Below are 26,247 nucleotides of genomic sequence, written 5' to 3' on the forward strand. Positions count from 1 at the left end.
GACCATTGGGGTTCACAAGGGACGGTTTATTTCATGTATCGATCGGTTTCACTGCGCGCTGTGGTTTGTTTGAGCACTCTATTTCCGATGGCATTGCAAGCCGCGCCTGACGCGGACGTAGAGACCTTGAAACGGGAACTCCTGGAACTGAAGCAACGTTACGAAGTGCAGCAGAAGGCTCTCGCGGTTCTGGAACAGCGGGTTCGCCAGGTCGAGGACCAGCCCGTGGCACCACCGCCCAAGCGCCTGGCGAAGTCGCCGGCCGACTTGAAAGGCAACCAGCAGGTCGCCGGTAGAGGGGCCGCTACAGCGTCCGGGGGCGCTGCAGGTGGTGCGAGCTATGGCCAGTCACTCAAGGATGATTCGACGCCGGCACAAAGTGTGACCAACCTCTATGACGAAGCCAGCGGTTTCTTTGGCGGCGGCAAGTTCAGCGTGGAAACAGGCATCACTTACGCCCGCTACGACACTCGCCAACTGACCCTCAACGGGTTCCTGGCCCTGGATTCGATCCTGCTGGGCAATGTCAACCTGGATCGGATCAAGTCCGATACCTGGACCCTGGACCTGACGGCCCGCTACAACCTCAATAACCGCTGGCAATTCGATATAAACGCACCAGTGATCTACCGCGAGTCAACTTATCAGTCAGGGGGCGGCAATGGCGGCAGCGCCCAGGCAACCGTCGAAGAGTCAGTCACTCGTGACCCTACGCTGGGTGATGTGAACTTCGGAGTTGCCTACAAGTTCCTGGACGAATCGGACAGCCTGCCTGATGCGGTGGTCAGCCTGCGAGTCAAGGCTCCCACGGGCAAGGACCCGTTCGGTATCAAGTTCGTCCAGTCCCCCAAGAGCAACAGCCTGGTGGTGCCTGAAAGCCTGCCAACCGGTAATGGCGTCTGGTCGATCACCCCCGGCATCTCCCTGGTCAAGACTTTCGACCCGGCAGTGTTGTTCGGCAGCCTGTCCTACACCCACAACCTGGAAGAGTCGTTCGGCGATATCAGCTCCAATGCCGGCGAGAAAGTCCCCGGCAAGGTGCAACTGGGTGACAGTTTCCAGGTCGGCGCCGGTGTAGCCTTTGCCCTGAACGAAAAGATGAGTATGGCCTTCTCGGTGTCTGATCAGATTCAACGCAAGAGCAAGCTCAAGTACAGCGGTCAGGACTGGCAATCGGTGACATCCAGCGATGCCAACGCAGCCTATTTCAACGTCGGCATGACCATTGCCGCCACCGACCATCTGACCATCGTGCCCAACCTGTCCCTGGGCATGACCCAGGACGCACCGGACTTCACCTTCAGCCTGAAATTCCCCTACTACTTCTGACCCACCGGCAAAGACGCCAAGGCCCGCTGCGATTCCCCAATCGCAGCGGGCCTTGGCGTTTCTCCCCGCCCTAGCGGATCTGGTGCTTGTGCAGCAAACGGTAGAAGGTCGGGCGCGAGATCCCCAGGACCCGCGCCGCCACGCTGAGGTTGTCGCTGTGCCGGTTCAACACGTCGCACAGTGCCTGGCGCTCGGCGCGGTGCTTGTAGTCTTCGAGGGTGCCCATGGGCAGGTCCTGGGCCTGCAGGCTGAGCAGGCCCAGGTCGCTGGCCTGGATCTGCCGCCCCTCGGCCAGCACCAGGCCGCGCCGCACCCGGTTGGCCAGTTCGCGGACATTGCCCGGCCAATCATGCTTGCCCATGGCCACCAGGGCATCCTCACTGAAACTGCGGGGCCGGCGCCCGGTTTCCTGGCTATAGAAGTGGGCAAAATGGCTGGCCAGCATGCCCAGGTCTCCATGGCGCTCGCGCAACGGCGCGGTGATCACTTGCAGCACATTCAGGCGGTAGTAGAGGTCCTCACGGAAGCGCCCGCTGGTGATGGCCGCTTCCAGGTCGACGTGGGTGGCCGCCAGAACCCGAACATCCACCGGAATCGGCTGGCTGCCCCCTACCCGTTCGATGTGCTTTTCCTGCAGGAAGCGCAGCAGATTGGCCTGCAGCTCCAGCGGCAGGTCGCCGATCTCGTCAAGAAACAAGGTGCCGCCATGGGCCGCCTCGATGCGCCCGACCTTGCGTTGATGGGCGCCGGTAAAGGCGCCCTTCTCGTGCCCGAACAGTTCGGACTGGATCAGGTGTTCGGGAATCGCCCCGCAATTGATGGCGACAAAGGGCTTGTCGTGGCGCTGGGACTGACGATGCAGGGTACGCGCCACCAGCTCCTTGCCGGTGCCGCTTTCGCCTCGGATCAGCACGGGCGACTCGGTGGGCGCCAGCTTGCCCAGCAGCTTGCGCAAGTCGCGGATCGGCCGGCTATCGCCCAGCAACTCATGCTCGGGCTGGTCCACATGGATCGAGCCCTGGCCCCGCAGGCGCGCCATGCCGAACGCCCGGCCGAGGGTCACCTGGACCCGCGACACGTCGAACGGCAGGGTGTGGAAGTCGAAAAACCACTCGCAGACGAAATCCCCGACCTTCTGCAGGCGCAGCACTTCCTGGCTCAATACTGCGATCCACTCGGTGCCGCTGCGGCTGATCAGGTCCTTGACCGCCTCCGGGCGCTCCAGGTGAAAAGGCTGCAGGCGCAGCAGGCCGACATCGCAGGAGCGTTCGCGAGCGGACTCCAGGTCACAGCTGTCGACATCCCAGCCAATGGTGCGCAAACCGGGTAACAGGCGATGGCAATCGTCACAGGGATCGACCACCAGCAAACGGCGCTGCACAGGGGCTTCGAGCATGACTGTTCCTTGGCGCCAGGGTATGGAAAAGTTATTAGAAACAGTGATTTGGAAAACCTGGCTGTAACATTAGCAAGAACTTGACGGTGGAATGTATCAATTGCTTATAGCGCTGATTACCAAAGGAACTAACGTGGGACTCCAAGCTGTTCACGAGCGACTGATTGTCGCAGTTGTTTTATCCAGCCCCCGCAACTAAGGGCCCGGCCACAAGGCCTGTGCACGAAAGTTGTAAAAACTTGTTTTTCAGTGTGACCCGAGTGCTACCTCGGTGCATCAGTACAAATGACCAGCCGAACGGTAAGCCCAACCGACGGCACATCATTTGATTGGGCACACAGAGAGAAGACCCCATGAACGCCCCGCTCCGTATCAACGAAGCACTTTTGATCGCCGACCGCGCATTCCAGCCTTTTCAATGCGTGGCCTGGGCTCCACAGGACGGTAATGGCGAACTCAGCCTGACCGTCATCGACCGCACCAGCACCCGTATTGGCCACACCCAGATTCCCAGCAGTGCCTACTCCGATCCAGCCCAGCTGGAAGACCTGCTCAAACAGGCCCGCGCCGAACTGAGCCAGGACGGTTATACCTTGCAGTCCTGGGCCATGCCCAAGTAAGCGATGCTGTTAACGGATCACCCGAAGGGGTGATCCGTTATTTAAAGCAAACAACTAAGCACCCTATCTATCCTGCCCTCCTCTACAACTTCTACCTTCCGGGTATTAGTTGCTCTTGTCGTTATCCAGCCCGGCTTTCGGTTTCACTTCGAAAGCGCCCTCATTTTTGCCAAGGACTTCATGCCCGGCCCATCAAGGGGTCGCTGATGCTGTGTGCTCCGGTTTCCAGGCGCCCGGCGATCCGGCGCAGCCAGCCGCCGTCGCTGCGCAGCGTCAGGTCGTACCAGCCGCCACTGCCCTCGCAGGCAAACACTTGGCGCACCTCGCCCCGGGCCGGTACCGCCAAGGTCCATGGGCCCTGCTGGGTGTAGGGGCAGCGATCGATACTGATGACCACCCCGTGTTCCCCCGGATTGCTCAGGGTCAGTTGCAACTGGCTGTTGCTGGTGGTCACCAGCAGTTCGGGCTGCAGGGTTTTCAGGTCGCCGTGGAAACTGCGGTGAAACCCGTTGGGGCCCAGGACCCAGAGCTGATAGCGCTCCACCACCGGCCAGCTGTCCTGCAGGGCCTTGCCGGCTTCCACGGTATAGCGGCGGGGAATCTCGCTCAGGTGCAGGCCATCGTAGACATGCAATACCGCCCCTTGCTCCCCAGTGTTCTGCAGGCTCAGCGACAAGGTGCGAGCCTTGGGATCGGCCTGGCTGTCCACATGCAGCCGATAGGGCAAGGCCCGGGAAGGCCGGGCCAGGCGCTGCTGCTGCGGCGCCAGTTGCTGGCCGGCCGAGGGCAGCGGTACCGGCAGCAGTTTTTCCTGGCGCTGGCGCAGGCTGTCGGCGGCCTGGCGGGTAGTGGTCTGCAGTGCGGGAAGGGTTTCATGGTTAGGGTCGGCAAAGTTGAACGCCGAGGTCAGGTCGCCGCAGACTGCCCGCCGCCAGGCGCTGATGTTCGGCTCTCGCACGCCAAAGCGTTTCTCGAGAAATTGCAGCACCGAGGTATGGTCGAACACTTGCGAGTTGACCCAGCCACCACGGCTCCAGGGCGACAGCACCAGCATCGGCACCCGCGGCCCCGGCCCGTATACGCCGCCATCGGGCAAGGGTTGCTGGGTCGAGCCCGCCGGGGCCGGGTGGGTGAACAGTTCGCTGTCGAAACCCAGGGTGGACTTGCCGGCAAAGCTGCCGTCCTTGCGCCGCGAAGGCGCCGAGGGCGACGGCATATGGTCGAAGAAACCGTCGTTTTCATCGTAGGTCACCAGCAGTACCGTCTTGCTCCAGACCTCGGGGTTGCTGGTCAAGGCCAGGAGAATTTCCTGGGTGAACCAGCCGCCCTGCACCGGGCTCGAAGGCCCGGGATGCTCGGAATAGGCTGCCGGCGCGACAATCCAGCTGACCTGGGGCAGCTTGCCGGCCTGCACGTCGTTGCGAAACCCGCCAATGATGGTCTCCAGGTTGCTGCCGCTGCTGGCCGGCAGGGTGTTGCCATTGCCCTTGTACAGCGGCGCCACGGCGTTGAGCCCGTCGCTGTAGGGCACGAAGGCATTGAAATCCTTCGGCGGCTGGGCCGGGTTGCCGACCTGCACGCTGGCGGCCCGGTACTGCCGGAACCCCGCCAGCGGGTTGTCGCCGAAGTTGTCCGGCAGGTGCTGGTACACCTTCCAGCTCACGCCCTGCTCTTCCAGGCGCTCGGGGTAGGTCTTCCAGCTGTAGCCGACATTCACCGGCCCCGGGCCGTCCCATTCGTTGACCACCGCCGCCACCTTGGCTGCGCTCGCGCCATTGCTGCCAGTCCAGAGGAACAGCCGGTTGGGGTTGGTGCCGGCGTGCACCGAGCAGTGGTAGGCGTCACACAGGGTGAAGGTGTTGGCCAGGGCGAACTGGAAAGGCAGTTCCTGCTCGCGGTAGTAGCCCATGGAGGTATTGGTCTTGTAGGTCGGCCAGGCGCTGATACGCCCCTCGCCCCAGGCCGAGTGGGCGTCCGCCCAGGAATGCGGGGTGCCGCTGACGCGCTGGGCGTTGCCCTTGCTGCTGTCCAGGTGATAAGGCATCACCAGCCGGCCCTTGCCCTGTTGCTCCCACACTTCCCGTTGACCGGTCTGGGGGATGGTGAAGCGGTCACTGAAGCCGCGTACCCCGGGAAAGGTGCCGAAGTAGTGGTCGAACGAACGGTTTTCCTGCATCAGGATCACCACGTGCTCGACGTCCTTGATGGTCCCGGTCCGGTTGTTCGCCGGTATCGCCAGGGCCTGGCGGATGGATGCCGGCAATGAGGAAAAGAAAGTACCGATGGCGGCCGCTTGCAAGAGCTTCCTGCGTGTAAGACTGGGCATGGGTTATTGAGTCCTTATGGTTGCAGCGCGATATATAACGCTGCCCCCAAGGTATTGGGCGCAAATAACAATGCAGTGACATTGCCATTTCAGTTGGTTCATGAAGCGTACAACTACCCGGCACTGTCCTGCCTTGCCAGTTCGGCAATAACGCATTGCCAGGTAACGCAGGAAGAATATTTCATGAATAAAACACCCGAGTTCAAGAAACGCCCGGTACATTTCGCCGGCGCCTTAACTTTGCGCTGGCGAAATGCACTATTGAGCGGGCCAGAAAACAGGCTTCGCACACTCCCTGGGCTGTATCCGTTTTACCGGAGAAAGCACAGTGCTATTGAAGGCTATCGGCTACTTCATTGCGCTGGACCCGCAGCGGGTTGAATAGCAGGCGAATGAACTGCGGATCTCGGGCCAGTTTGTAATCTTCACCGACAAAGTATTCTTTGGCGGCCGGGTCATTCTTGCCGATATATAAGATCCAGGCCGTGGTAATACCGGCAAACTCATCTTCCCTGACGCTTCTGACCGGGCTGAAATGGGTGGCGTTATGGGCGGTTGCGCTCCAGCCCGGCACGGCTTTGATCAGCCCGCCCTGCCACAGCCTTGGCCAGGCCCAGGCCGGGACCACTACGTCCGCTGCGCCGGTGAGCACCAGGGTCGGTGTCTTTACCGTGGAGCCAAGGCCGATCGGCCCGGGTTCGATCGGCAGCGAGCCGATATAGCGCAACTGCGGGTCGATGCCCTTCAAGGTCTCTGGCAAGAGGCTTGCCGATAGAATCGATGCACCTCCTCCCGCCGAATGCCCCGCCACAATGGTGCGCGACAGGTCGACCTTGCCGAACAATGGCGAGGTCGGGTCCTGGTTGAGCTTGCTCAGTTCCAGGGCGCCGAGCACATGCATGGTGGGGGCGGTGTTGATGAAGTCCGAGGAGATGATCACGATGAAGCCGTAGCTCGCCCACAGCCGCAGCAGATCTGTGTACTGCCCCTGGTTGGAAAGAATGCCACCAACAAAGTTGACCACTGGCAACTTTTCCAATTGCTTGATATTGGACGGGTAATAGACACTGGTGGAGATCGGATTGGAGAATCCGTAAGGAAAGGACTGATTGCATTGCAGGCTGTTATCCAACAGCATGATCCGCGCCAATACCCCCAACAACCCACGGCAATCACTTAGAACAGCATTGGTGCTGACTGCATAGGGCCCCGGAGACTTGGCATATTGATCATTGGCCAGCCCAAATGCCGGAACCAGTTGCGAAGCAATAGCCAACTTGCCCCAAATAACCAACATCATGGCCAGGCCGAACTTTGTAGCCAGGTTGCGAATCCACTTCATCGATAATTCCTTTATCTGTCTGCTTTCCCTGCAGGACCGAATACCTGTACCTGGCCATGCTCCCTATATTGCAAATATCTTCAAACTTGCAGTGCACGTCATTCAACTGCAATAGCGCTGAAACATTCTCTGCTTAGTTGCATTGAATACGTTCGCGACCCTAGATCAGGACAAATTCGCAGGTCAATGACTATTTAACATCCGGGCCGTGATAAACCCGGGCTGCAACGCCCGGGGCCGCCCCCCCTGGCCTCAGGCATCACAGCTGGCACCCCTTGGATGAGCGGGCTAGACCAGCCCGCCAAAACGCCGGTAGTAGCTTTCGCCGACATCCGGCAACGGGCCATCGGCGTTCTCCAGGGCAGTGGCCAGCCATTCTTCGGCCCGGGCCTGGATCAGGCGATAGATGTTGCGACACAACTGGCGCGCCGCGCGGCCTTCCCAATCCCCGGGCAGCAGTTCGTCGGGCAGTTGCGGATCGCGCAGCAGCAGCTTGCGGTACTCATGAATCAGCAGCAGCCGGGCCAGGAAGCAATCCTGGGGCTGCAACTGCTCCTGCTCGCGCAGGGCCTGCCAGAGCGGGCGGAACAGCTGGATGAACTCGCTGTAGTGGGCTGCCAGTTCATCGATGTTCCAGCTTTCCCGCACTTGCAGGCGCAGGGCCCTGGAACCCAGGACATCCTGGGGCGTGGTCTCGAAGACGATGGTGTCTTCCTGGGCACCAAGCTCCGCCAGGGTGGCGTTGATATCGGCCCGATCACTGCGCGGGCAGGCCAGCAATACCGGCGACATGGCGCCGAACCCCTGCCATTCCAGCTCTTCGCGCACCTGCTTGCGCAACTCGACAGACAGTTGCGAGAGCATCACCAGGCACCAGGCGCCGTCCCAGGCCGGTACTCCGGCGCTGTACACGCGCTTGAAGGCTTTGTCGAAGCGCCGGCGCCCGGTCAGGGTCAGGCTGTAGTAACTGCGCCGGCCGACCTTTTCAGCGCTCAGCCAGCCCTCTTTGCTCAGGCGGAAGATCGAGGTGCGGATCAAGCGCTCGTTGATCCCCATGGGCTCCAGCAACTGAATCAGGCTGCCCAGCCACACCGTGCCGCCGTGGGGCTCGATGGCATCGCCGTACAGGGTGATGATCAGCGAACTGGCGCGGATCGGAGTCTGCTCCTGGAAACGTTTGATCAGGTGGTTCAGTGGCGCTAGGGACGACATGGATGTACCGGTAAAAAAGGAAGGAATATAGCGGGTTTCAGGCAGCTATAGCGCCCGGGCAGGTTCATGGGCGAGCCTTGGGGCGCAGCGCACTGTTGCCGATTCGCGGGCGTCCGGGCTCTGCCTCCCGCAGCGGCTCGCAAGGCCGCATCTGCTCCAGGCAACGCCTGGCCAGCTGTTGGTATTCGCGGGTCCCCGCCTGCTTCCAGGCCAGCTCCGCATCACTGAGCGGGCGGCTGACCCGGGCCGGCGTACCCATGATCAGCGACTGTGGCGCACACTCGAAGCCGGCCTTGACGAAGGCTGCCGCGGAAACGATGCAACGGGGCGCGATATGCGCGTTGTCCATCACCACCGCATTCATGCCCACCAGGGCGTCGGCGCCAATTCGACAGCCATGCAGGACAGCGCCATGACCTATATGGCCGTTGCGCTCGACCACCGTATCGCTGTCGGGAAAACCATGCATCACACACGTATCCTGCAGGTTTGCCCCCTCCTCCAGAACGATCCGCCCAAAATCGCCCCGCAAGCTGGCCAACGGGCCGACGTAACAATGGGCGCCGACAATCACATCACCAATCAGCACCGCTGAAGGGTGCACATAAGCGCTGGGGTCGACCACCGGGGTCAATCCATCGAGGCTGTAACAGGTCATGGAGAGGTTCCTTGAAGAACACGTCATCTGAAAGCAGGAAATACGATGAACTGCGGATGGCAGTTTGTATCAGATTATTGGCCACGCACAAGACCGGCGCCGCCGCAGTCAGCCAGCCTGGCTGCTCCACAAAGACTTGTCAGTCCCGTATTTATCAACGCTTTAGGCAGCCTGGAGGCTTTTGTCGTGAGCCTGGGGCCACAAAAAAAGCTGGACCGACACTCAAAATCAAGACACATTAAATTCACATCGCTATTGTTTTTATGTATCACATTGGCGATATACTCGACGAAAACCGGCCAACCGGCCGACCCGACAATCGAGCCGACCACCGGCCACCCCGAGGACATTCACCATGCCTCAACGCCTTGCCTCCACGCCTGTCGGTGGTGTTCGCCTGATCGCCCAGCACAGAGCGCCCCGCCCATGAACTTCACCACCATCCTGTTCTCCATCAGCGAGGGCGTGGCCCTTCTCAGCCTCAACCGCCCCGAACAGCTCAACAGCTTCAACCCGACGATGCACCGCGAGGTTCAGGCAGCCCTGGACCTGGTGCGCAATGACCCGCAGGTGCGGGTCCTGCTGCTGACCGGGGAAGGCCGGGGCTTCTGTGCCGGGCAAGACCTGGGCGAGCGCACCGTGGCACCCGGCGGCGCCGCGCCGGACCTGGGGGCCTCCATCGAAACCTTCTACAACCCCCTGGTGCGGGCCCTGCGGGACCTGCCGCTGCCGGTGATCTGCGCGGTCAACGGGGTGGCCGCCGGGGCCGGGGCCAACCTGCCCCTGGCCTGCGATCTGGTACTGGCCGCACGCTCGGCAAGCTTTATCCAGGCCTTCTGCAAGCTCGGGCTGGTTCCCGATTCCGGCGGTACCTGGCTGCTGCCGCGCCTGGTGGGCATGGCCCGGGCCAAGGCCCTGGCCCTGCTCGGCAACCGCCTGAGTGCCGAACAGGCCGAGCAGTGGGGCCTGATCTACCAGTGCGTGGATGATGCCCAACTGCGGGACCAGGCCCTGAGCCTGGCCCGGCACCTGGCTACCCAACCCACCTACGGCCTGGGCCTGATCAAGCGCAGCCTCAATGCCAGCCTGCACAACAGCTTCGATGAGCAACTGGACCTGGAGCGCGACCTGCAACGCCTGGCCGGTTGCAGCGAGGACTACCGCGAAGGCGTCAGCGCCTTCATGGATAAACGCAGCCCCGTGTTCAAGGGCTGCTGACCACGGCGACTCCAAGGAGGCCCCTGCATGACTGAACATGACGCCATGGAACTGGCCCGGCGCTGCGCCCGGACCCTGTTCGAACGTGACCCGGCAAGCAACGCCCTGGGCATGCGCCTGTTGTCGGTGGCGCCCGGTGCGGCGCGCCTGGGCATGAGCGTTCGGGCCGACATGCTGCAGGGCCACGGCACCTGCCACGGCGGCCTGATCTTCACCCTCGCCGACTCGGCCTTCGCCATTGCCTGCAACAGCCATGACCGGGCCACAGTGGCCCTGGGTTGCAGCATCGAGTACATCGCCCCGGCGCAGTTGGGCGACACCCTGACCGCCGACTGCCATGAACAGAACCGCACCGGCCGCACCGGCCACTACGCGGTGCGCGTGGAAAACCAGCAGGGCCGGCTCATCGCCCTGCTCCAAGGCAAATCCTACCAAGTGCACGGCCCGGTGCTGACACAGGAGACCTCCCATGAATGACCCACTGCTCATCGATGCCGTCCGTATCCTCATTCGCAGCGCCGGGGCCGCTACGCGCTGTGCACCATGTGCATCGGTGTCGACCCGGGCATCGCGCTGATCAGCGAGCGGCTGCAAGCACAGTAAAAAGACTCCCCCGGGGCTGCCTGCGCCCCGGGGCATGCACTCAGAGCCCGCCCGCCGGCGGGCTACAAGACAACAACAATTCGAGTGACACCATGAACATGCCGATTGCCGGAACCGTGCCCGACGCGCTGCTGGACCCGATGGAAACCGCCAGCATCGACCACCTGCGCCAGCACCAGCTGGAACGCCTGCGCTGGAGCCTGAACCACGCCTACGACAGGGTCCCGCTGTACCGCCAGCGCTTCGACCAGCTCGGGGTGCACCCCCAGGACATCAAGCGCCTGGAAGACCTGGCGCACCTGCCCTTCACGACCAAGGCCGATCTGCGCGACCACTACCCCTATGGCATGTTCGCCGTGCCCATGGACCAGGTGGTACGCCTGCACGCCTCCAGCGGCACCACCGGCAAGCCCACGGTGGTCGGCTACACCCGCAATGACATCGACACCTGGGCGCAGGTGGTGGCGCGCTCGATCCGCGCCGCCGGCGGCCGGCCCGGGGACAAGGTGCATATTTCCTATGGCTACGGCCTGTTCACCGGCGGCTTGGGGGCGCACTACGGCGCCGAACGCCTGGGCTGCACGGTGATCCCCATGTCCGGCGGCCAGACCGAGAAGCAGGTGCAACTGATCAAGGATTTCCAGCCGGACATCATCATGGTCACCCCCTCCTACATGCTCAACATCGCCGACGAGATCGAGCGCCAGGGCCTGGACCCGCACCAGCTGGCGCTGCGCCTGGGAATCTTCGGTGCCGAACCCTGGACCGACGAACTGCGCAGTGCCATCGAACAGCGCCTGGGCATCACTGCCCTGGACATCTACGGGCTGTCGGAAATCATCGGCCCCGGGGTGGCCATGGAATGCGCGCAGACCCGCGACGGCCCTACCCTCTGGGAGGATCACTTCTACCCGGAAATCATCGACCCGATCACCGGCCAGGTACTGGCCGATGGCGAACTGGGCGAGCTGGTGCTCACCTCCCTGACCAAGGAAGCGCTGCCGATGATCCGCTATCGCACCCGCGACCTGACCCGGCTGTTGCCGGGCACGGCGCGGCCCATGCGGCGCATCGACAAGATCACCGGGCGCAGCGACGACATGCTGATCATCCGCGGGGTCAACGTGTTCCCCACCCAGGTCGAAGAACAGGTGCTGAAGGTCGGGCAACTGGCCCCCTGCTACGAGATCCACCTGTACCGCCACGGCAACCTCGACAGCGTTGATATCCACGTCGAGCTCAAGCCTGAGCACCAGCAACTGGGGGACGAGCAGCAGCGGGCCCTCTGCGGCGATCTCAGCCGCCACATAAAGACCCATATTGGCATCAGCTCACGTATCGTTTTGCAGCCGGCATTCAGCATCAAGCGCTCCGAAGGCAAGGCCTGCCGGGTAATCGATAAACGCAACCGCTAATCCATCCTTCCTGGAAGCCCCGCTGATGCGGGGCTTTTTTTTGCCTTGGCAAAGGCCCAGGGGCGCAATGCGATACCAAAATCAAACATGACACGTTATTTTATGTTTGATATTAATTTGCGTATCACATATAAACATTCCCATGCCCAGCCACACCTTCACACCGGGAGACGCCACATGTACGCACAGCTGGTAGAAACGGGGGTCAAGCGCGTCACGCCACTGGCCGAGATGTCCGAACAGGAACGCAGCTTCCAGCAAAGGATCGACGGCGAGATCAAGATCGAAGCCAAGAACTGGATGCCCGAGGCCTACCGCCAGACCCTGATCCGGCAGATCTCCCAGCACGCCCATTCGGAAATCGTCGGCATGCTGCCCGAAGGCAACTGGGTCACCCGCGCCCCGACCTTCAAGCGCAAGCTGCAACTGATGGCCAAGATCCAGGACGAAGCCGGCCACGGCCTGTACCTGTACAGCGCCATGGAAACCCTGGGGGCCGACCGCGACGAAGAAGTGGCCCGGCTGCACAGCGGCAAGGCCAAGTATTCGAGCATCTTCAACTACCCGACCCTGAACTGGGCCGACATGGGCGCCGTGGGCTGGCTGGTAGATGGCGCGGCCATCGTCAACCAGGTGGTGCTGCAACGCACCTCCTACGGCCCCTACTCCCGGGCCATGGTGCGCATCTGCAAGGAAGAGAGCTTCCACCAGCGCCAGGGCTACGAAATCCTCCTGACCATGATGCGCGAGGGCAACCAGGCGCAGCGGGACATGGTCCAGGACGCCATCAACCGTCTCTGGTGGCCGGCCCTGATGATGTTCGGCCCCAGCGACGAACACTCCCCCAACAGTGCCCAGTCCATGGCCTGGAAGATCAAGCGTCAGAGCAACGACGAACTGCGGCAGCGCTTCATCGACCAGACCATCCCGCAACTGGAGTTGCTGGGCTGCACCTGCCCCGACCCGGAGCTTGCGTGGAACGCCGAGCGCGGCCATTACGACTTTGGCGAAATCCAGTGGGAAGAATTCTACGAAGTGCTCAAGGGCAACGGCCCGTGCAACCAGGAACGCCTGGACACCCGCCGCCAGGCCATCGAGGACGGCGCCTGGGTGCGGGCTGCCGCCGTGGCCCACGCCGCCCGGAAGGCCGCTCGCGACGCCGCCTGAGAGCCCGTTCACCCCCGGCCATTGCCCCCAGGGGCAATGGCCCTCCAGCCCTGATGTGGAGTCACTGCAATGTCTGAATGGACCCTCTACGAGGTTTTCGTGCGCAGCAAGCACGGCCTCAACCACAAGCATGTCGGCAGCGTGCACGCCGCCGATGCCCCGATGGCCATGGCCAACGCCCGCGACCTCTACACCCGGCGCAGCGAAGGCGTGAGCCTGTGGGTGGTGCTGTCGGCGCAGATCGTCGCCTCCTCGCCGGACGAAAAGGAGCCGCTGTTCGACCCGGCGGACGACAAGGTCTACCGCCACGCCAGCTTCTACCAGTTGCCCCCCGAAGTCGGACACATGTGAGGCCGGCCATGAACCCTGCAAACGATCTGCTCAACCATCTGCTGCGCCTGGGCGACAGTGCCCTGGTCCAGAGCCAGCGCCTGTGCGAATGGTGCGGTCGGGCCCCGGCCCTGGAAGAAGAACTGGCACTGATGAACGTCGGTCTCGACCTGGTGGGCCAGGCCCGCAACTGGCTGGACTATGCCGCCGAACTGCTGGCGGACGGGCGGGATGCCGACCATCTGGCCTTTCGCCGCGACGAACGCGCCTACCGCAACCTGCTGCTGGTGGAACAACCCAATGGCGACTTCGCGGTGACCATGCTCAAGCAGTTCTTCTACGACGCCTGGCACCTGGAAACCCTCCGTGGCCTGTGCCTGTCCAGCGATCCACGCATCGCCGGGGTCGCCGCCAAGGCGTTCAAGGAAGTCACCTACCACCTGCGTCGCTCCAGCGAATGGGTCGAGCGCCTGGGGGATGGCACCGAGGAAAGCCACCGGCGCATGCTCCAGGCCCTGCCGCGGCTGTGGCGCTTTACCGGGGAACTGATCGCCACCGATCCTGCGGAGAACGCGTTGCACCAGGCCGGGCTGCTGGCAGACCCGGCTCAGGTCGCCACCGCTTGGCAGGACAGGGTCGCCGCGGTGTTCGCCCGGGCCACCCTGCCTGTGCCCGAAGCGCCCAGCCACTTCTACCTGGATGCGCGAAAAGGCCTGCATACCGAACACCTGGGCCTGCTGCTGGCCCAGATGCAATCACTGCCGCGAGCCTATCCCGATGCGGTCTGGTGAGCTGATCGGCAGCGACCTGGGGGCACGCGACCCGTTGCCCGGGGACCTGGACACCGCCTGGGCCACCCTCGACCGGGTCATGGACCCGGAAGTGCCGGTGGTCAGCGTGCTCGACCTGGGCATCGTGCGCCACCTCGACTGGCACCAGGGGCACCTGCAGGTGGCGGTCACCCCGACCTACTCCGGCTGCCCGGCCACCGAGGTGATCGAAAGCGACATCCGCCAGGCCCTGGAGCGCGCCGGCTTCAAGGCACCCAGGCTGCTGCGCCAGCTGACCCCGGCCTGGACCACCGACTGGATCACCGAGCGCGGGCGCCAGCGTCTGCAGGCCTACGGCATTGCACCGCCATCGGGCAGCAGCAAGCGCAGCCTGCTGGGAGAAACGCCCCAGGTGCTCTGCCCGCAATGCGGCAGCGCCCACAGCGAGCGCCTCAGCGAGTTCGGCTCCACCGCCTGCAAGGCCCTGTATCGCTGCCGTGATTGCCTGGAACCCTTCGACTACTTCAAGTGCATCTGAGCGGCCCGGCGCCGCAGTGGAGAACCACCATGAGCCAGTTCCACCGCCTCACCATCAAGGACCTGCGCAATGAAACCCGCGACGCGGTGTCCATCGCCTTCGAGGTTCCCCCGCACCTGCAGCAGCAGTTCCACTTCACCCAGGGCCAGCACCTGGTGCTGCGCACCGAGCTTGAAGGCGAGGAAGTGCGCCGCTCCTATTCGATCTGCACCGGGGTCAACGACGGTGAACTGCGCATAGCGGTCAAGCGCGTGGCCGGCGGGCGTTTCTCGGCCTTCGCCAATGAACGATTGCAGCCCGGCCACAGCCTGGACGTGATGCCCCCGGCCGGGCGTTTCCATGTGGAGCTGGACCCGGCGCGGCGCGGCCATTACCTGGCGGTGGCGGCCGGCAGCGGCATCACGCCGATCCTGTCGATCATCAAGAGCACCCTGCAAACCGAGCCCCACAGCCGGGTCACCCTGCTCTACGGCAACCGCTCCAGCAACTCGGCGCTGTTTCGCGAACAGCTTGAGGACCTGAAGAACCGCTACCTACAGCGGCTGAACCTGATGTTCGTGTTCAGCCGCGAACGGCAGGACATCGACCTGTACAACGGGCGCATCGACCAGGACAAGTGCCAGCAGCTGTTTTCCCGCTGGCTCGACGTCCAGCAACTGGAGGCCGCGTTCATCTGCGGCCCCCAGGCCATGACCGAAACCGTGCGCGACAGCCTCAAGGCTGCCGGCATGCCGGCCGAGCGCATCCACTTCGAGCTGTTCCACGCCGGCAGCGACGGGCACAAGCGCCAGGCCCGGGAAACCGCCAGCGCCCTGGATGCCCGGCACAGCCGGGTCACCGTCATCAGCGACGGCCGCGCCCTGGCCTTCGACCTGCCGCGCAACAGCCAGAGCATTCTCGACGCCGGCAACGCCCAGGGCGCCGAACTGCCCTACTCGTGCAAGGCCGGAGTCTGCTCCACCTGCAAATGCAAGGTCATCGAAGGCGAAGTGGAAATGGACAGCAACCACGCCCTGGAAGACTACGAAGTCGCGGCCGGCTACGTCCTCTCCTGCCAATCGTTCCCGCTCAGCGACAAGGTGGTACTGGACTTCGACCAGCTCTGACTCCGGCGCTCCCCGCAGCCGCTGCCGAGCACCAGCGAAGCTGCGAAAGGCCGCGCAGCGCCTTCACGTGCCAGCAACAACAAAAACAAGAGAACGCGCCATGACCCCACAACAGATCGCCCGCATCACCCGCCATCCGGACTTCATCCAGCTGGTGCGGCGCAAGCAGCGCCTCTACTGGTCGCTGACCCTGATCATGCTCCTGGCCTACTACGGCTTCGTACTGCTGGTGGCTTTCCACCCCGGGCTGCTGGGGCGCTCGTTGGCCGGCGGAGCCACCAGCGTCGGCATGCCGGTGGGCGTGGCTATGATCGGCCTGGCCTTTGCCCTCACCGGCTTCTACGTCTACCGCAGCAACCGCCTGCTGGACCCGCTGAACGACAAGCTCAAGCGCGAGTGCCAGCCATGAAGCGCCCGCTCGCTCTATTCCTGCTGCCCTGCCTGCTGGCCACCGACCTGGCCCTGGCGGCCGACACGCCGGCGCGGCCATTGAACTGGAACGCCATCGGCATGTTCCTGGTGTTTGTCCTGATGACCCTCGGCATCACCCGCTGGGCCGCCCGGCGCACCCGCTCCGCCAGCGACTTCTATACCGCCGGTGGCGGCATGAGCGGCTTGCAGAATGGCCTGGCGATCGCCGGTGACATGATTTCCGCGGCGTCCTTCCTCGGCATCTCGGCAATGATGTTCCTCAATGGCTACGACGCTCTGTTGTACGCACTGGGGGTGCTGGCCGGCTGGCCGATCATCCTGTTCCTGATCGCCGAACGCCTGCGCAACCTGGGCAAGTACACCTTCGCCGACGTGGTGTCCTATCGCCTGGCCCAGACGCCGGTGCGCCTGACCTCAGCCTTCGGCACCCTGAGCGTGGCGCTGATGTACCTGGTGGCGCAGATGGTCGGCGCCGGCAAGCTGATCGAGCTGCTGTTCGGCATCAGCTACCTCTATGCGGTGATGCTGGTGGGCCTGCTGATGGTCTGCTACGTGACCTTCGGCGGCATGCTGGCCACCACCTGGGTACAGATCATCAAGGCGCTGATGCTGCTCTCGGGCACCAGCTTCATGGCCTTCATGGTGCTCAAGCACTTCGGCTTCAGCAGCGAAGCGCTGTTCGCCCAGGCCAGCGCGGTGCACGCCAAGGGCAGCGCGATCATGGCCCCGGGTGGGTTGCTGTCGAACCCCATCGATGCCATTTCCCTGGGGCTGGGCATGATGTTCGGCACCGCCGGCCTGCCGCACATCCTCATGCGCTTCTTCACCGTCAGCGATGCCCGGGAAGCGCGCAAGAGCGTGTTCTACGCCACCGGTTTCATCGGCTACTTCTACCTGCTGCTGATCATTGTCGGCTTCGGCGCCATCGTCATGGTCGGTACCGAGCCCCAGTACCGCGATGCCGGCGGCGCGATCATCGGCGGCGCCAACATGGTTGCCGTGCACCTGGCCCAGGCGGTGGGCGGCAACCTGTTCCTGGGCTTCATCTCGGCCGTGGCCTTCGCCACCATCCTGGCGGTGGTGGCCGGGCTGGCGCTGTCCGGCGCCTCGGCGGTCTCCCACGACCTGTACGCCTGCGTGCTGCGCAAGGGCCAGGCCAGCACCCGGCAGGAAATGCGCGTCTCGCGGATCGCCACCCTGTGCATCGGGGTGCTGGCGGTGCTGCTGGGGCTGTTGTTCGAATCGCAGAACATTGCCTTTCTCTCGGGGCTGGTGCTGGCCATCGCCGCTTCGGTGAATTTCCCGGTGCTGTTTCTTTCCATGTTCTGGAAAGGCCTCACCACTCGCGGCGCGGTGGGCGGCAGCCTCGCTGGCCTGGTCTCGGCGATTGTGCTGCTGATGCTCAGCCCGGCGGTCTGGGTCAATGTGCTGCATCACCCCCAGGCGCTGTTTCCCTATGCCAACCCGGCGCTGTTTTCCATGAGCCTGGCGTTCTTCTGTGCCTGGGCCTTCTCCGTCAGCGACCGCTCGCCCCGGGCCGAACTGGAGCGCGGGCGCTACCTGGCGCAGTTCATCCGTTCCATGACCGGCATTGGCGAATCCGGCGCCACTCATCATTGACCCCATCCATGAGTGCGGGCTGCCGCGCTCGAACCCGGTTCACCCTCTGGAGGAATCCCCATGCCACAGGCTCCTACCCTGCAAAGCTTCATCGCCGGCCGCTGGTTCGGCCAGCATCCGGCCCAGTCACTGCGCAGCGCCATCGATGGGCATGAAGTAGCGCACACCCACGAGGAGGCCCCGGACTTCGCCGAGGCCCTGGCCTTTGGTCGTCATCAGGGCGGCAAGGCCTTGCTGGCCCTGGATTTCCAGCAGCGGGCCCAGCGCCTCAAGGCCCTGGCGCTGTATCTGAGCGAGCGCAAGGAGCAGCTCTATGCCCTGTCCCATCACAGCGGCGCGACGCGGGCCGACAGCTGGATCGATATCGAGGGCGGCAACAGCACCCTGTTCAGCTACGCCGGCCTCGGCGCCCGGGAACTGCCGTCGGGCAACCTGTTGCACGAAGGCCCGGCGCAATCCCTGAGCAAGCTCGGCAGCTTTGCCGGCAGCCACATCCTGGTGCCCCGGGGTGGCGTGGCGGTGCACATCAATGCCTTCAACTTTCCGATCTGGGGCATGCTGGAAAAATTCGCCCCATGCTTCCTCGCCGGCATGCCCTGCATCGTCAAGCCGGCCAGCGCCACCAGCTACCTGACCGAAGCCGCAGTGCGGCTGATGCATGAATCCGGGCTGCTGCCCGAAGGCAGCCTGCAATTGGTGATAGGCGCTACCGGCGACCTGCTGGACCGCCTGCAAGGCCAGGACCTGGTGACCTTCACTGGCTCTGCCAGCACTGCCGGCAAGCTGCGGGCCAACCCCAACCTGATCCGTCATTCGGTACCCTTCAATGCCGAGGCCGACTCGCTGAACTGCGCGATCCTGGCCCCGGACGTAAGCCCGGACGACGAGGAATTCGAGCTGTTCATCAAGGAAGTGGCACGGGAAATGACGGTCAAGGCTGGGCAGAAGTGCACCGCCATCCGCCGCGCTATCGTCCCTGCCAAACAACTGGATGCGGTGGCCACCAGGTTGCGCGAACGCCTGTCGAAGGTGGTGGTGGGCGACCCGGCGGTGGAAGGCGTGCGCATGGGCGCCCTGGCCTCCCATGAACAGCAGCGGGACGTGGCCGAGCGCCTGCAAAGCCTGCTGCACAGCAGCGACCTGCTGTTCGGTGCCCGGGACGGCTTCGAGCCCCGAGGCACAAACGTCAGCCAGGGCGCGTTCTTCGCCCCGACCCTGTTGCTGGCGCGCGATCCCATGGCCGAGGGCGGCGCCCACGACATCGAAGCCTTTGGCCCGGTCAGCACCCTGATGGCCTATGACGACCTGGACCAGGCACTGGAGCTGGCCTCTCGCGGCAAGGGCAGCCTGGTGGCCAGCCTGGTCACCAAGAGCCCGGCCATTGCCGCCCAGGTCATTCCCCGGGCTGCGGCCTGGCACGGTCGCTTGCTGGTGCTGGACCGCCACTGTGCTGGCGAATCCACCGGCCACGGCTCGCCCCTGCCACAGCTCAAGCATGGCGGCCCGGGCCGCGCCGGGGGTGGCGAAGAGCTGGGGGGCCTGCGGGCGGTCAAGCATTACCTGCAACGGGCGGCGATCCAGGGCTCGCCAAGCATGCTGGCGGCGGTAACCGGCGAGTACGTGCGCGGTGCCCAGGTGATCGAAACCGAGGTCCACCCCTTCCGCCGGCACTTCCAGGACCTGCGGATCGGCGAATCCCTGCTGACCCACCGGCGCACTGTGACCGAGGCCGACCTGGTGAACTTCGGTTGCCTGTCGGGGGACCATTTCTATATGCACTTCGACGAGATTGCCGCCAGGGAGTCGCAGTTCGGCAAGCGCATCGCCCATGGCTACTTCGTGCTCTCGGCGGCGGCCGGGCTGTTCGTTTCCCCGGGCCCCGGCCCGGTGCTGGCCAACTACGGCCTGGACACCCTGCGCTTCATCACCCCGGTGGGCATTGGCGACACCCTGCAGGCGCGCCTGACCTGCAAGCGCAAGATCGACCAGGGCAAGCTCAGCCCCCAGGGCACGCCGCAAGGAGTGGTGGCCTGGGATGTGGAAGTCAGCAACCAGCTGGGCGAGGTGGTGGCCAGCTACGACATCCTGACCCTGGTGGCCAAGCGTACTGAGTGAAACCGTTGAAGACCGCGCAAGACTCGAGGCCCTCTTCGCCGGCAAGCCGGCTCCTACAACAGTTTCGCGCCGCCAGCCCCCCGTAGGAGCTGGCTTGCCAGCGAAGGCGTGCTTGAGGACTGCGCAAGACTCAAGGCCCTCTTCGCCGGCAAGCCGGCTCCTACAACAGTTTCGCGCCGCCAGCCCCCCCGTAGGAGCTGGCTTGCCAGCGAAGGCGTGCTTGAGGACTGCGCAAGGCTCGAGGCCCTCTTCGCCGGCAAGCCGGCTCCTACAACAGTTTCGCGCCGCCAGCCCCCCCGTAGGAGCTGGCTTGCCAGCGAAGGCGTGCTTGAGGACTGCGCAAGACTCGAGGCCCTCTTCTCCGGCAAGCCGGCTCCTACGGAAGGTCGTGCACTGGCGGCCGCTGGGGCGCTGGCGAAGTTTGTCGCAAAAGATTTCATCAATTCTTGATTCTCAATCCGCCATGGGGCAAGTTGCGCGCTTCTCACTACAAGGAGCCGCCAATGTCCGGTTCAATGGCCCAGGCGTTCGCCCACAATTTTCTCGGCCAATCACCCCGCTGGTACAAGGCAAGCATTGTCGCGTTCCTGTTGCTCAACCCTCTGCTGTTCTTCGCTGTCAGCCCGGCCGCCGCCGGCTGGTGCCTGGTGATCGAATTCATCTTCACCCTGGCCATGGCCCTCAAGTGCTACCCCTTGATGCCCGGCGGCCTGCTGCTGGTGCAGGCACTGGTGCTGGGCATGACCACGCCCCAGGCGCTGTATGACGAGCTGGTGCACAACTTCCCGGTGATCCTGCTGCTGATGTTCATGGTGGCCGGCATCTACTTCATGAAGGAGTTGCTGCTCTACCTGTTCTCCCGGCTGCTGCTGGGGGTGCGCTCCAAGGCGCTGCTGGGCCTGCTGTTCTGCTTTCTCTCGGCCTTCCTCTCGGCCTTTCTCGACGCCCTGACCGTCACCGCGGTGATCATCAGCGCCGCGGTAGGCTTCTATTCGGTGTATCACCGGGTGGCGTCCGGCAATGACCCGCGCCAGGACAGCGCCTTCGCCGACGACCAACAGTTGCCTGCCCTGCATCATGACGACCTGGAACAGTTCCGCGCCTTCCTGCGCAGCCTGCTGATGCATGGCGCCGTGGGCACCGCCCTGGGCGGTGTGTGCACCCTGGTAGGGGAACCGCAGAACCTGCTGATCGGCCATGAAATGGGCTGGCACTTCGCCGATTTCTTCAGCAAGGTGGCACCGGTTTCGATGCCGGTCCTGGCGGCTGGCCTGGTGACCTGCGTACTGCTGGAGAAGCTGCGCTGGTTCGGCTACGGCACCCTGCTGCCGGACAACGTGCGCCAGGTGCTGGCCAACTACGCCGCCGAGGACGATGCCCAGCGCACCTCGCGCCAGCGCGCGGCCCTGCTGGTGCAGGGGCTGGCGGCACTGATCCTGATCGTCGCCCTGGCCCTGCATGTGGCCGAGGTCGGGCTGATCGGCCTGCTGGTGATCGTACTGATCACCGCCTTTACCGGGATCACCGACGAGCACCGCCTGGGCAACGCGTTCAAGGACGCCATGCCTTTCACCGCCCTGCTGGTGGTGTTCTTTGCCGTGGTGGCGGTGATTCACCAGCAGCAGCTGTTCACCCCGCTGATCCAGTGGGTGCTGGCGCTGCCGGCGGACCAGCAGCCGGGCATGCTGTTCATTGCCAATGGCCTGCTCTCGGCCATCAGCGACAACGTGTTCGTGGCCACCATCTACATCACCGAAGTGAAACAGGCCTTCATCTCCGGGCAGATGAGCCGCGAGCACTTCGAAACCCTGGCGATCGCCATCAATACCGGTACCAACCTGCCGAGCGTGGCCACGCCCAACGGCCAGGCGGCCTTCCTGTTCCTGCTGACCTCGGCGATTGCGCCGCTGGTACGCCTGTCCTACGGACGGATGGTGTGGATGGCCCTGCCCTACACCGTGGTGATGGGGCTGCTGGGCTGGTACGCGGTGAGCTACTGGTTGTAACCGCCGCTTGGGGCGCCCCGGGACTGCAGATGGGGCGCAATGGGTGCAGGACTGGGGGCCGTGGCCCGGCGCGATGCCGGGCCACGGCCCTCAGCGCATGAGGATATAGCGCTCGATGGCTTCGGCGGCGCCGTCTTCCAGGTTGCTGCCGGTGATCACATCAGCCTGGCGCTTGACCTGTTCTTCCGCCTGGCCCATGGCAATCGACAGGCCGGCACGCTGGAACATCGCCGGGTCGTTGCCGCCATCGCCCAGGGCCGCGGTGCGCTCCAGCGGCACCCCCAGGTATTCGGCCAGGGTCACCAGGGCCTGCCCCTTGTCCGCCTGCAAGGCAGTGAGATCGAGGAACCTGGGTTGGGAACGGGACGCCTGGGCCTGCCCTGCAGTGGCGGCCTGCAAGCGGGCCTCCAACTGCACCAGCAAGCGGTGATCGCTGCTGGCGGCGACGATCTTGTCGATGCGCGGCAGGTATTCCTCGAAGCTGTCCACCACCTTGGGGGCGTAACCCAGCGCCTGGCGCTCCAGGGGCATCAGGGCACCGTCCAGGTTGCGCAGCAGCCATTCGTTGTCGGCAAACACCCAGGTCTCGACCTGTGGGCAGGGTTCGAACAGCAGCAAGGCGGTGACCGCCGCTTCCACCGGAACATGGTAACGAGCCAGGAAGCTGCCATCGGGCTTGACGATGCTGCCGCCGTTGAAGCCGGCAGTGGGCAGGTCGACGCCCAGGGCCTCGATCTGCTGCAGCATGGCCCGCGGCGGCCGTCCGGTGGCCAGGCTGAAGGCCACCCCGGCCTCGCGCAGCGCACGGACCGCATCCAGGGTGCGGGGGCTGAGGCTGTGGTCGGGGCGCAACAGGGTGCCGTCCATGTCACTGAGGAGGAACTCGATAGGCCGCGCCTGCACGCCACTCACCCCAGGGGTCGCCATACGCGGCCATCCCGGGCCAGCAGTTCATCCCCGGCTGCCGGGCCATCCACGCCCGCCGGGTAGCTCTGCAAGCTGGCGTCCTGTTGCCAGGCATCGAGGAAGGGTTGCACCGCGCGCCAGCCGTTCTCGATGTTGTCGGCGCGCTGGAACAGGGTCTGGTCGCCGATCAGGCAATCGTAGATCAGGGTTTCGTAGCCGGTGGAGGGCTGCATCTCGAAAAAGTCGCGGTAGGCAAAACCCAGCTCGATGTTGGCCATGTCCAGGCTCGGCCCGGGCTTTTTCGCCAGCAGGTCGAACCACATGCCTTCGTTGGGCTGGATCTGGATCCGCAGGTAGGTCGGCAACAGGCGCTCGACCTCGGTATCGCGGAACTGTGCATAGGGCGCCGGCTTGAAGCAGATGACGATCTCGGTGTCACGCACACTCATGCGCTTGCCGGTGCGCAGGTAGAACGGCACCCCGACCCAGCGCCAGTTGTCGATCATCACCTTCAGCGCAACGTAGGTTTCGGTGCTGCTGTCCGGCGCCACGTTGGCTTCCTCGCGGTAGCCCGCCAGGGCCTTGCCGGCCACTTCACCGGCGCTGTACTGGCCGCGCACCGAGTTGGCCCGGGCCTCGTCCACGGACCAGGGGCGGATAGCCCCCACCACCTTGGCCTTTTCGCCACGTACCGCATCGGCGCCAAAGGCAGCGGGCGGCTCCATGGCCACCATCGCCAGCAACTGGAACAGGTGGTTGGGCACCATGTCCCGCAGGGCACCGGTGTGTTCATAAAAGCTGCCACGGGTTTCCACGCCGACGGTTTCCGCCGCGGTGATCTGCACGTGGTCGATGTAATGGTTGTTCCAGAATGCCTCGAACAGGCTGTTGGAAAAACGGCTGACCAGGATGTTCTGGACCGTTTCCTTGCCCAGGTAATGGTCGATGCGATAGATCTGCTTCTCGCTCATGACCCTGAGCAGGCAGCCGTTGAGGGCTTCGGCGGTCTGCAGGTCGGAGCCGAAGGGTTTTTCGATCACCACCCGGCGAAAAGCCTGCGGCCCCTCCTCCAGCAACCCGGCACTGCCCAGGCGGCGCACCACTTCACTGAAGAAGCGCGGTGCGGTGGCCAGGTAGAACACCGCGTTGCCGGTGCCGCTGGCAGCAATCCGCGCCGCCAGTTCGGCATAGGTGGAGTCGTCGAGAAAATCGCCCTGGACATAGCTGATGCCCCGGGTCAGGCGGGCCCAGACGGCGGCATCCACCGCCGCCCCCTGGCCTTGCTTGTTGAGCACTTCATCGCGAAGGAAGTCTTCCAGCAGGGTGGCGAACTCGGCGTCGCTCACCGCGTTGTGGTCAACGCCGACAATCCGCAGCCCCTCATCCAGCAAACCGTCGCGGCTGAGGTTGTACAGCGCCGGCATCAGCAGGCGCTTGACCAGATCACCGCGGGCGCCGAACAGGAACAGCGTGGTCGGCGGCGCCGGCAACGCCTTGGACTTCTTTCGCGTGGTGGTCATTTTTTCCCGGTCTCCACATGGCCGCCAAAGCCGAAGCGCATGGCCGAGAGCAGCTTGTCACCGTAGGTGCCCTGGCCGCGGGAGCGGTAGCGGGAGAACAGCGAGTTGGACAGTACCGGCACCGGCACCGATTGCTCCATGGCCGCTTCGATGGTCCAGCGCCCTTCGCCACTGTCGGCCACCGAGCCGGAGAAGCCGTCGAGCTTCGGATCGCCCGCCAGGGCATCGGCGGTCAGGTCCAGCAGCCAGGAGGACACCACGCTGCCACGGCGCCAGACTTCGGCGATATCGGCGACATTGAGGTCGAAGCGCTGGTCTTCCGGAAGGCTTTCCGAGGCCTTGGTCTTGAGGATGTCGAAGCCCTCGGCGAAGGCCTGCATCATGCCGTACTCGATGCCGTTGTGGATCATCTTGACGAAGTGCCCGGAGCCGGCCGGGCCGGCGTGGATGTAGCCGCGTTCGGCACGGTCGTCATCGGCGACCCGGTCCTTGGTCCGCGGGATGGTGCCCATGCCGGGCGCCAGGGCGGCGAACAGCGGGTCCAGGCGCAGCACTTCGGCGGCATCGCCGCCGATCATCATGCAGTAGCCACGCTCCAGGCCCCAGACGCCGCCGGAGGTGCCGACGTCGATGTACTTCAGGCCCTTTTGCGCCAGGTCGCGGGCGCGGCGGATGTCGTCTTTATAGTAGGTGTTGCCACCGTCGATGATCACATCGCCCGGCTCCAGCAACTGGCTGAGGGTGTCGATGGTGTCTTCGGTGGGTGCGCCCGCGGGCAGCATGACCCAGACCGCCCGGGGCTTTTCCAGGCCCGCCACCAGGGCCGGCAGGTCGGCGACGCCCTTGGCGCCTTCAGCGGCCAGGGTGCTGACGAAGTCGGTGTTGCGGTCAAAGACTACGGTCTCGTGCCCATTGAGCATCAGGCGCCGTGCAATGTTGCCGCCCATGCGGCCCAGTCCAATAATCCCCAGTTGCATGTGCTGATGCTCCTACTGCAAAAATTCTGATCAAAAAAAGTTATAGCCCAGTGGGCCGGGGCAAAATCCCGAGGGGCGCAACTATACAAGGCAAGAAGCCCCAAGACAGCGCAATCTTCAGGTAGATTCCGAGTTTTTACCCCCGACGGCGCGAATTACCCATCGACCGGCCCCAGCCAATTCCCCTGACGGGCAGCAGAGCAATGAAGATTAGTCCTGTGCCAGCCCCTGAAGTTTCCCTGGCCCTGGGTGGATAACGCTGCAAATCTGCGCGAAGACACAGCGACCGCGAAAAATAAAAAAGTTCCCTTTGCCCGAAAAAGAAATAAAATTGTCACCGATAGTGTTTTGCGCAGGGATGCGGCCAGCGAAGCATAGTTGAGACACGCCATTTGCGAGGTGAAGCAATGGGCACAGTACTACCGGCACGACCAACACAAACTCTGTACGTCAGCATTCGTCGTGACGAATTGCGTCAACTCAAAGACGAACGCGATCAACTGCAACGGGAGCTCGCACAATTGCGCCTGCAGTTGCAAAGCCAGGGTCAACCGGCGCCGCTACACCTCTCCTCCGCGAGCTGAGCCTCGCCCCTGAACGCAGGCCCGACCTGCGTTCAGCCCCGCTGTAGGTCCCGGGCC

General features: G+C 64.0%; 23 protein-coding genes. 15 read left to right on the plus strand and 8 right to left on the minus strand.

The features are described from left to right. The first annotated feature begins 33 nt into the window (after positions 1 to 33). A complete protein-coding gene (locus A9971_RS27635; protein ID WP_183000224.1) occupies positions 34 to 1,329 on the plus strand; it encodes a hypothetical protein in 1,296 nt (431 codons plus the stop codon). A gap of 70 nt (positions 1,330 to 1,399) precedes the next feature. Here the strand turns inward: A9971_RS27635 and A9971_RS27640 are convergent, their stop codons facing one another. Beyond that, complete coding sequence (locus A9971_RS27640) at positions 1,400 to 2,725, minus strand: sigma-54 dependent transcriptional regulator (protein WP_053151755.1); 1,326 nt, start codon at positions 2,723 to 2,725, stop codon at positions 1,400 to 1,402. A 353-nt stretch (positions 2,726 to 3,078) separates the two neighbouring features. Between A9971_RS27640 and A9971_RS27645 the strand changes: the two genes are divergently transcribed. Beyond that, positions 3,079 to 3,345 (plus strand): hypothetical protein, encoded by a 267-nt coding sequence (locus tag A9971_RS27645; protein WP_015635695.1) that lies wholly within the window; start codon positions 3,079 to 3,081, stop codon positions 3,343 to 3,345. A 178-nt stretch (positions 3,346 to 3,523) separates the two neighbouring features. On the opposite strand, the gene A9971_RS27650 is transcribed toward A9971_RS27645, so the two are convergent. From A9971_RS27650 to paaY, 4 genes are all read right to left on the minus strand, one after another. After that, positions 3,524 to 5,671 carry a phosphocholine-specific phospholipase C gene (locus tag A9971_RS27650; protein WP_011061413.1) on the minus strand — a complete coding sequence of 716 codons (2,148 nt, stop codon included), beginning with the start codon at positions 5,669 to 5,671 and terminating at the stop codon, positions 3,524 to 3,526. Between the two features lie 331 nt (positions 5,672 to 6,002). Further along, positions 6,003 to 7,013 carry an adenylate cyclase gene (locus tag A9971_RS27655; protein WP_183000225.1) on the minus strand — a complete coding sequence of 337 codons (1,011 nt, stop codon included), beginning with the start codon at positions 7,011 to 7,013 and terminating at the stop codon, positions 6,003 to 6,005. Between the two features lie 288 nt (positions 7,014 to 7,301). Next, positions 7,302 to 8,225 carry a phenylacetic acid degradation operon negative regulatory protein PaaX gene (gene paaX / locus A9971_RS27660; RefSeq protein ID WP_011061415.1) on the minus strand — a complete coding sequence of 308 codons (924 nt, stop codon included), beginning with the start codon at positions 8,223 to 8,225 and terminating at the stop codon, positions 7,302 to 7,304. 64 nt (positions 8,226 to 8,289) lie between these two features. Then, entirely contained in the window at positions 8,290 to 8,883 is a 594-nt protein-coding gene (gene paaY / locus A9971_RS27665) for a phenylacetic acid degradation protein PaaY (RefSeq protein ID WP_011061416.1), read from the minus strand. A gap of 426 nt (positions 8,884 to 9,309) precedes the next feature. Here paaY and paaG point away from each other — a divergent pair, with 426 nt between their 5' ends. The 12 genes from paaG (at position 9,310) to nhaB (ending at position 22,203) form a co-directional block, all read left to right on the plus strand. Further along, a complete protein-coding gene (gene paaG, locus A9971_RS27670) occupies positions 9,310 to 10,101 on the plus strand; it encodes a 2-(1,2-epoxy-1,2-dihydrophenyl)acetyl-CoA isomerase PaaG (RefSeq protein ID WP_123473423.1) in 792 nt (263 codons plus the stop codon). Positions 10,102 to 10,128: 27 nt separating this feature from the next. Continuing rightward, entirely contained in the window at positions 10,129 to 10,578 is a 450-nt protein-coding gene (paaI, locus tag A9971_RS27675; RefSeq protein ID WP_183000226.1) for a hydroxyphenylacetyl-CoA thioesterase PaaI, read from the plus strand. Positions 10,579 to 10,796: 218 nt separating this feature from the next. Beyond that, a complete protein-coding gene (paaK, locus tag A9971_RS27680; RefSeq protein ID WP_011061419.1) occupies positions 10,797 to 12,119 on the plus strand; it encodes a phenylacetate--CoA ligase PaaK in 1,323 nt (440 codons plus the stop codon). Positions 12,120 to 12,296: 177 nt separating this feature from the next. Further along, complete coding sequence (gene paaA, locus A9971_RS27685; RefSeq protein WP_123473424.1) at positions 12,297 to 13,286, plus strand: 1,2-phenylacetyl-CoA epoxidase subunit PaaA; 990 nt, start codon at positions 12,297 to 12,299, stop codon at positions 13,284 to 13,286. A gap of 69 nt (positions 13,287 to 13,355) precedes the next feature. Then, complete coding sequence (gene paaB, locus A9971_RS27690) at positions 13,356 to 13,637, plus strand: 1,2-phenylacetyl-CoA epoxidase subunit PaaB (protein WP_183000227.1); 282 nt, start codon at positions 13,356 to 13,358, stop codon at positions 13,635 to 13,637. An 8-nt stretch (positions 13,638 to 13,645) separates the two neighbouring features. Next, on the plus strand, positions 13,646 to 14,407 hold the full coding sequence (gene paaC / locus A9971_RS27695) for a 1,2-phenylacetyl-CoA epoxidase subunit PaaC (RefSeq protein ID WP_183000228.1): 762 nt from the start codon (positions 13,646 to 13,648) through the stop codon (positions 14,405 to 14,407). Beyond that, on the plus strand, positions 14,394 to 14,924 hold the full coding sequence (gene paaD, locus A9971_RS27700) for a 1,2-phenylacetyl-CoA epoxidase subunit PaaD (RefSeq protein ID WP_011061423.1): 531 nt from the start codon (positions 14,394 to 14,396) through the stop codon (positions 14,922 to 14,924). The genes paaC and paaD overlap by 14 nt, the downstream gene beginning before the upstream one ends. 29 nt (positions 14,925 to 14,953) lie before the next feature. Continuing rightward, entirely contained in the window at positions 14,954 to 16,030 is a 1,077-nt protein-coding gene (gene paaE / locus A9971_RS27705; protein ID WP_103290159.1) for a 1,2-phenylacetyl-CoA epoxidase subunit PaaE, read from the plus strand. A 100-nt stretch (positions 16,031 to 16,130) separates the two neighbouring features. Next, on the plus strand, positions 16,131 to 16,439 hold the full coding sequence (locus tag A9971_RS27710) for a DUF485 domain-containing protein (RefSeq protein WP_011061425.1): 309 nt from the start codon (positions 16,131 to 16,133) through the stop codon (positions 16,437 to 16,439). Then, entirely contained in the window at positions 16,436 to 18,082 is a 1,647-nt protein-coding gene (locus A9971_RS27715; RefSeq protein WP_183000229.1) for a cation acetate symporter, read from the plus strand. Before A9971_RS27710 ends, A9971_RS27715 begins: the two co-directional genes overlap by 4 nt. Before the next feature lie 60 nt (positions 18,083 to 18,142). After that, positions 18,143 to 20,197 (plus strand): phenylacetic acid degradation bifunctional protein PaaZ, encoded by a 2,055-nt coding sequence (gene paaZ / locus A9971_RS27720; RefSeq protein WP_183000230.1) that lies wholly within the window; start codon positions 18,143 to 18,145, stop codon positions 20,195 to 20,197. A gap of 503 nt (positions 20,198 to 20,700) precedes the next feature. After that, positions 20,701 to 22,203 carry a sodium/proton antiporter NhaB gene (gene nhaB, locus A9971_RS27725; RefSeq protein ID WP_019093618.1) on the plus strand — a complete coding sequence of 501 codons (1,503 nt, stop codon included), beginning with the start codon at positions 20,701 to 20,703 and terminating at the stop codon, positions 22,201 to 22,203. A gap of 90 nt (positions 22,204 to 22,293) precedes the next feature. On the opposite strand, the gene A9971_RS27730 is transcribed toward nhaB, so the two are convergent. The 3 genes from A9971_RS27730 to gnd are packed head-to-tail and all read right to left on the minus strand — an operon-like array spanning position 22,294 to position 25,606. After that, the gene (locus A9971_RS27730; RefSeq protein ID WP_183000231.1) at positions 22,294 to 23,130 is read right to left on the minus strand and encodes an HAD family hydrolase; all 837 of its coding nucleotides are present in this window, start codon (positions 23,128 to 23,130) and stop codon (positions 22,294 to 22,296) included. Further along, positions 23,112 to 24,629: a glucose-6-phosphate dehydrogenase gene (zwf, locus tag A9971_RS27735; protein ID WP_183000232.1), complete on the minus strand. Its 1,518-nt coding sequence runs from the start codon at positions 24,627 to 24,629 to the stop codon at positions 23,112 to 23,114. The genes A9971_RS27730 and zwf overlap by 19 nt, the downstream gene beginning before the upstream one ends. Further along, positions 24,626 to 25,606 (minus strand): phosphogluconate dehydrogenase (NAD(+)-dependent, decarboxylating), encoded by a 981-nt coding sequence (gene gnd / locus A9971_RS27740; protein ID WP_011061431.1) that lies wholly within the window; start codon positions 25,604 to 25,606, stop codon positions 24,626 to 24,628. Before gnd ends, zwf begins: the two co-directional genes overlap by 4 nt. A 407-nt stretch (positions 25,607 to 26,013) precedes the next feature. Between gnd and A9971_RS32795 the strand changes: the two genes are divergently transcribed. Then, entirely contained in the window at positions 26,014 to 26,190 is a 177-nt protein-coding gene (locus tag A9971_RS32795) for a DUF6026 family protein (RefSeq protein WP_174395770.1), read from the plus strand. Positions 26,191 to 26,247 lie beyond the last annotated feature (57 nt).

The sequence above is a fragment of the Pseudomonas sp. UME65 genome (assembly GCF_014170225.1).
GTDB classification, from domain to species: domain Bacteria; phylum Pseudomonadota; class Gammaproteobacteria; order Pseudomonadales; family Pseudomonadaceae; genus Aquipseudomonas; species Aquipseudomonas protegens.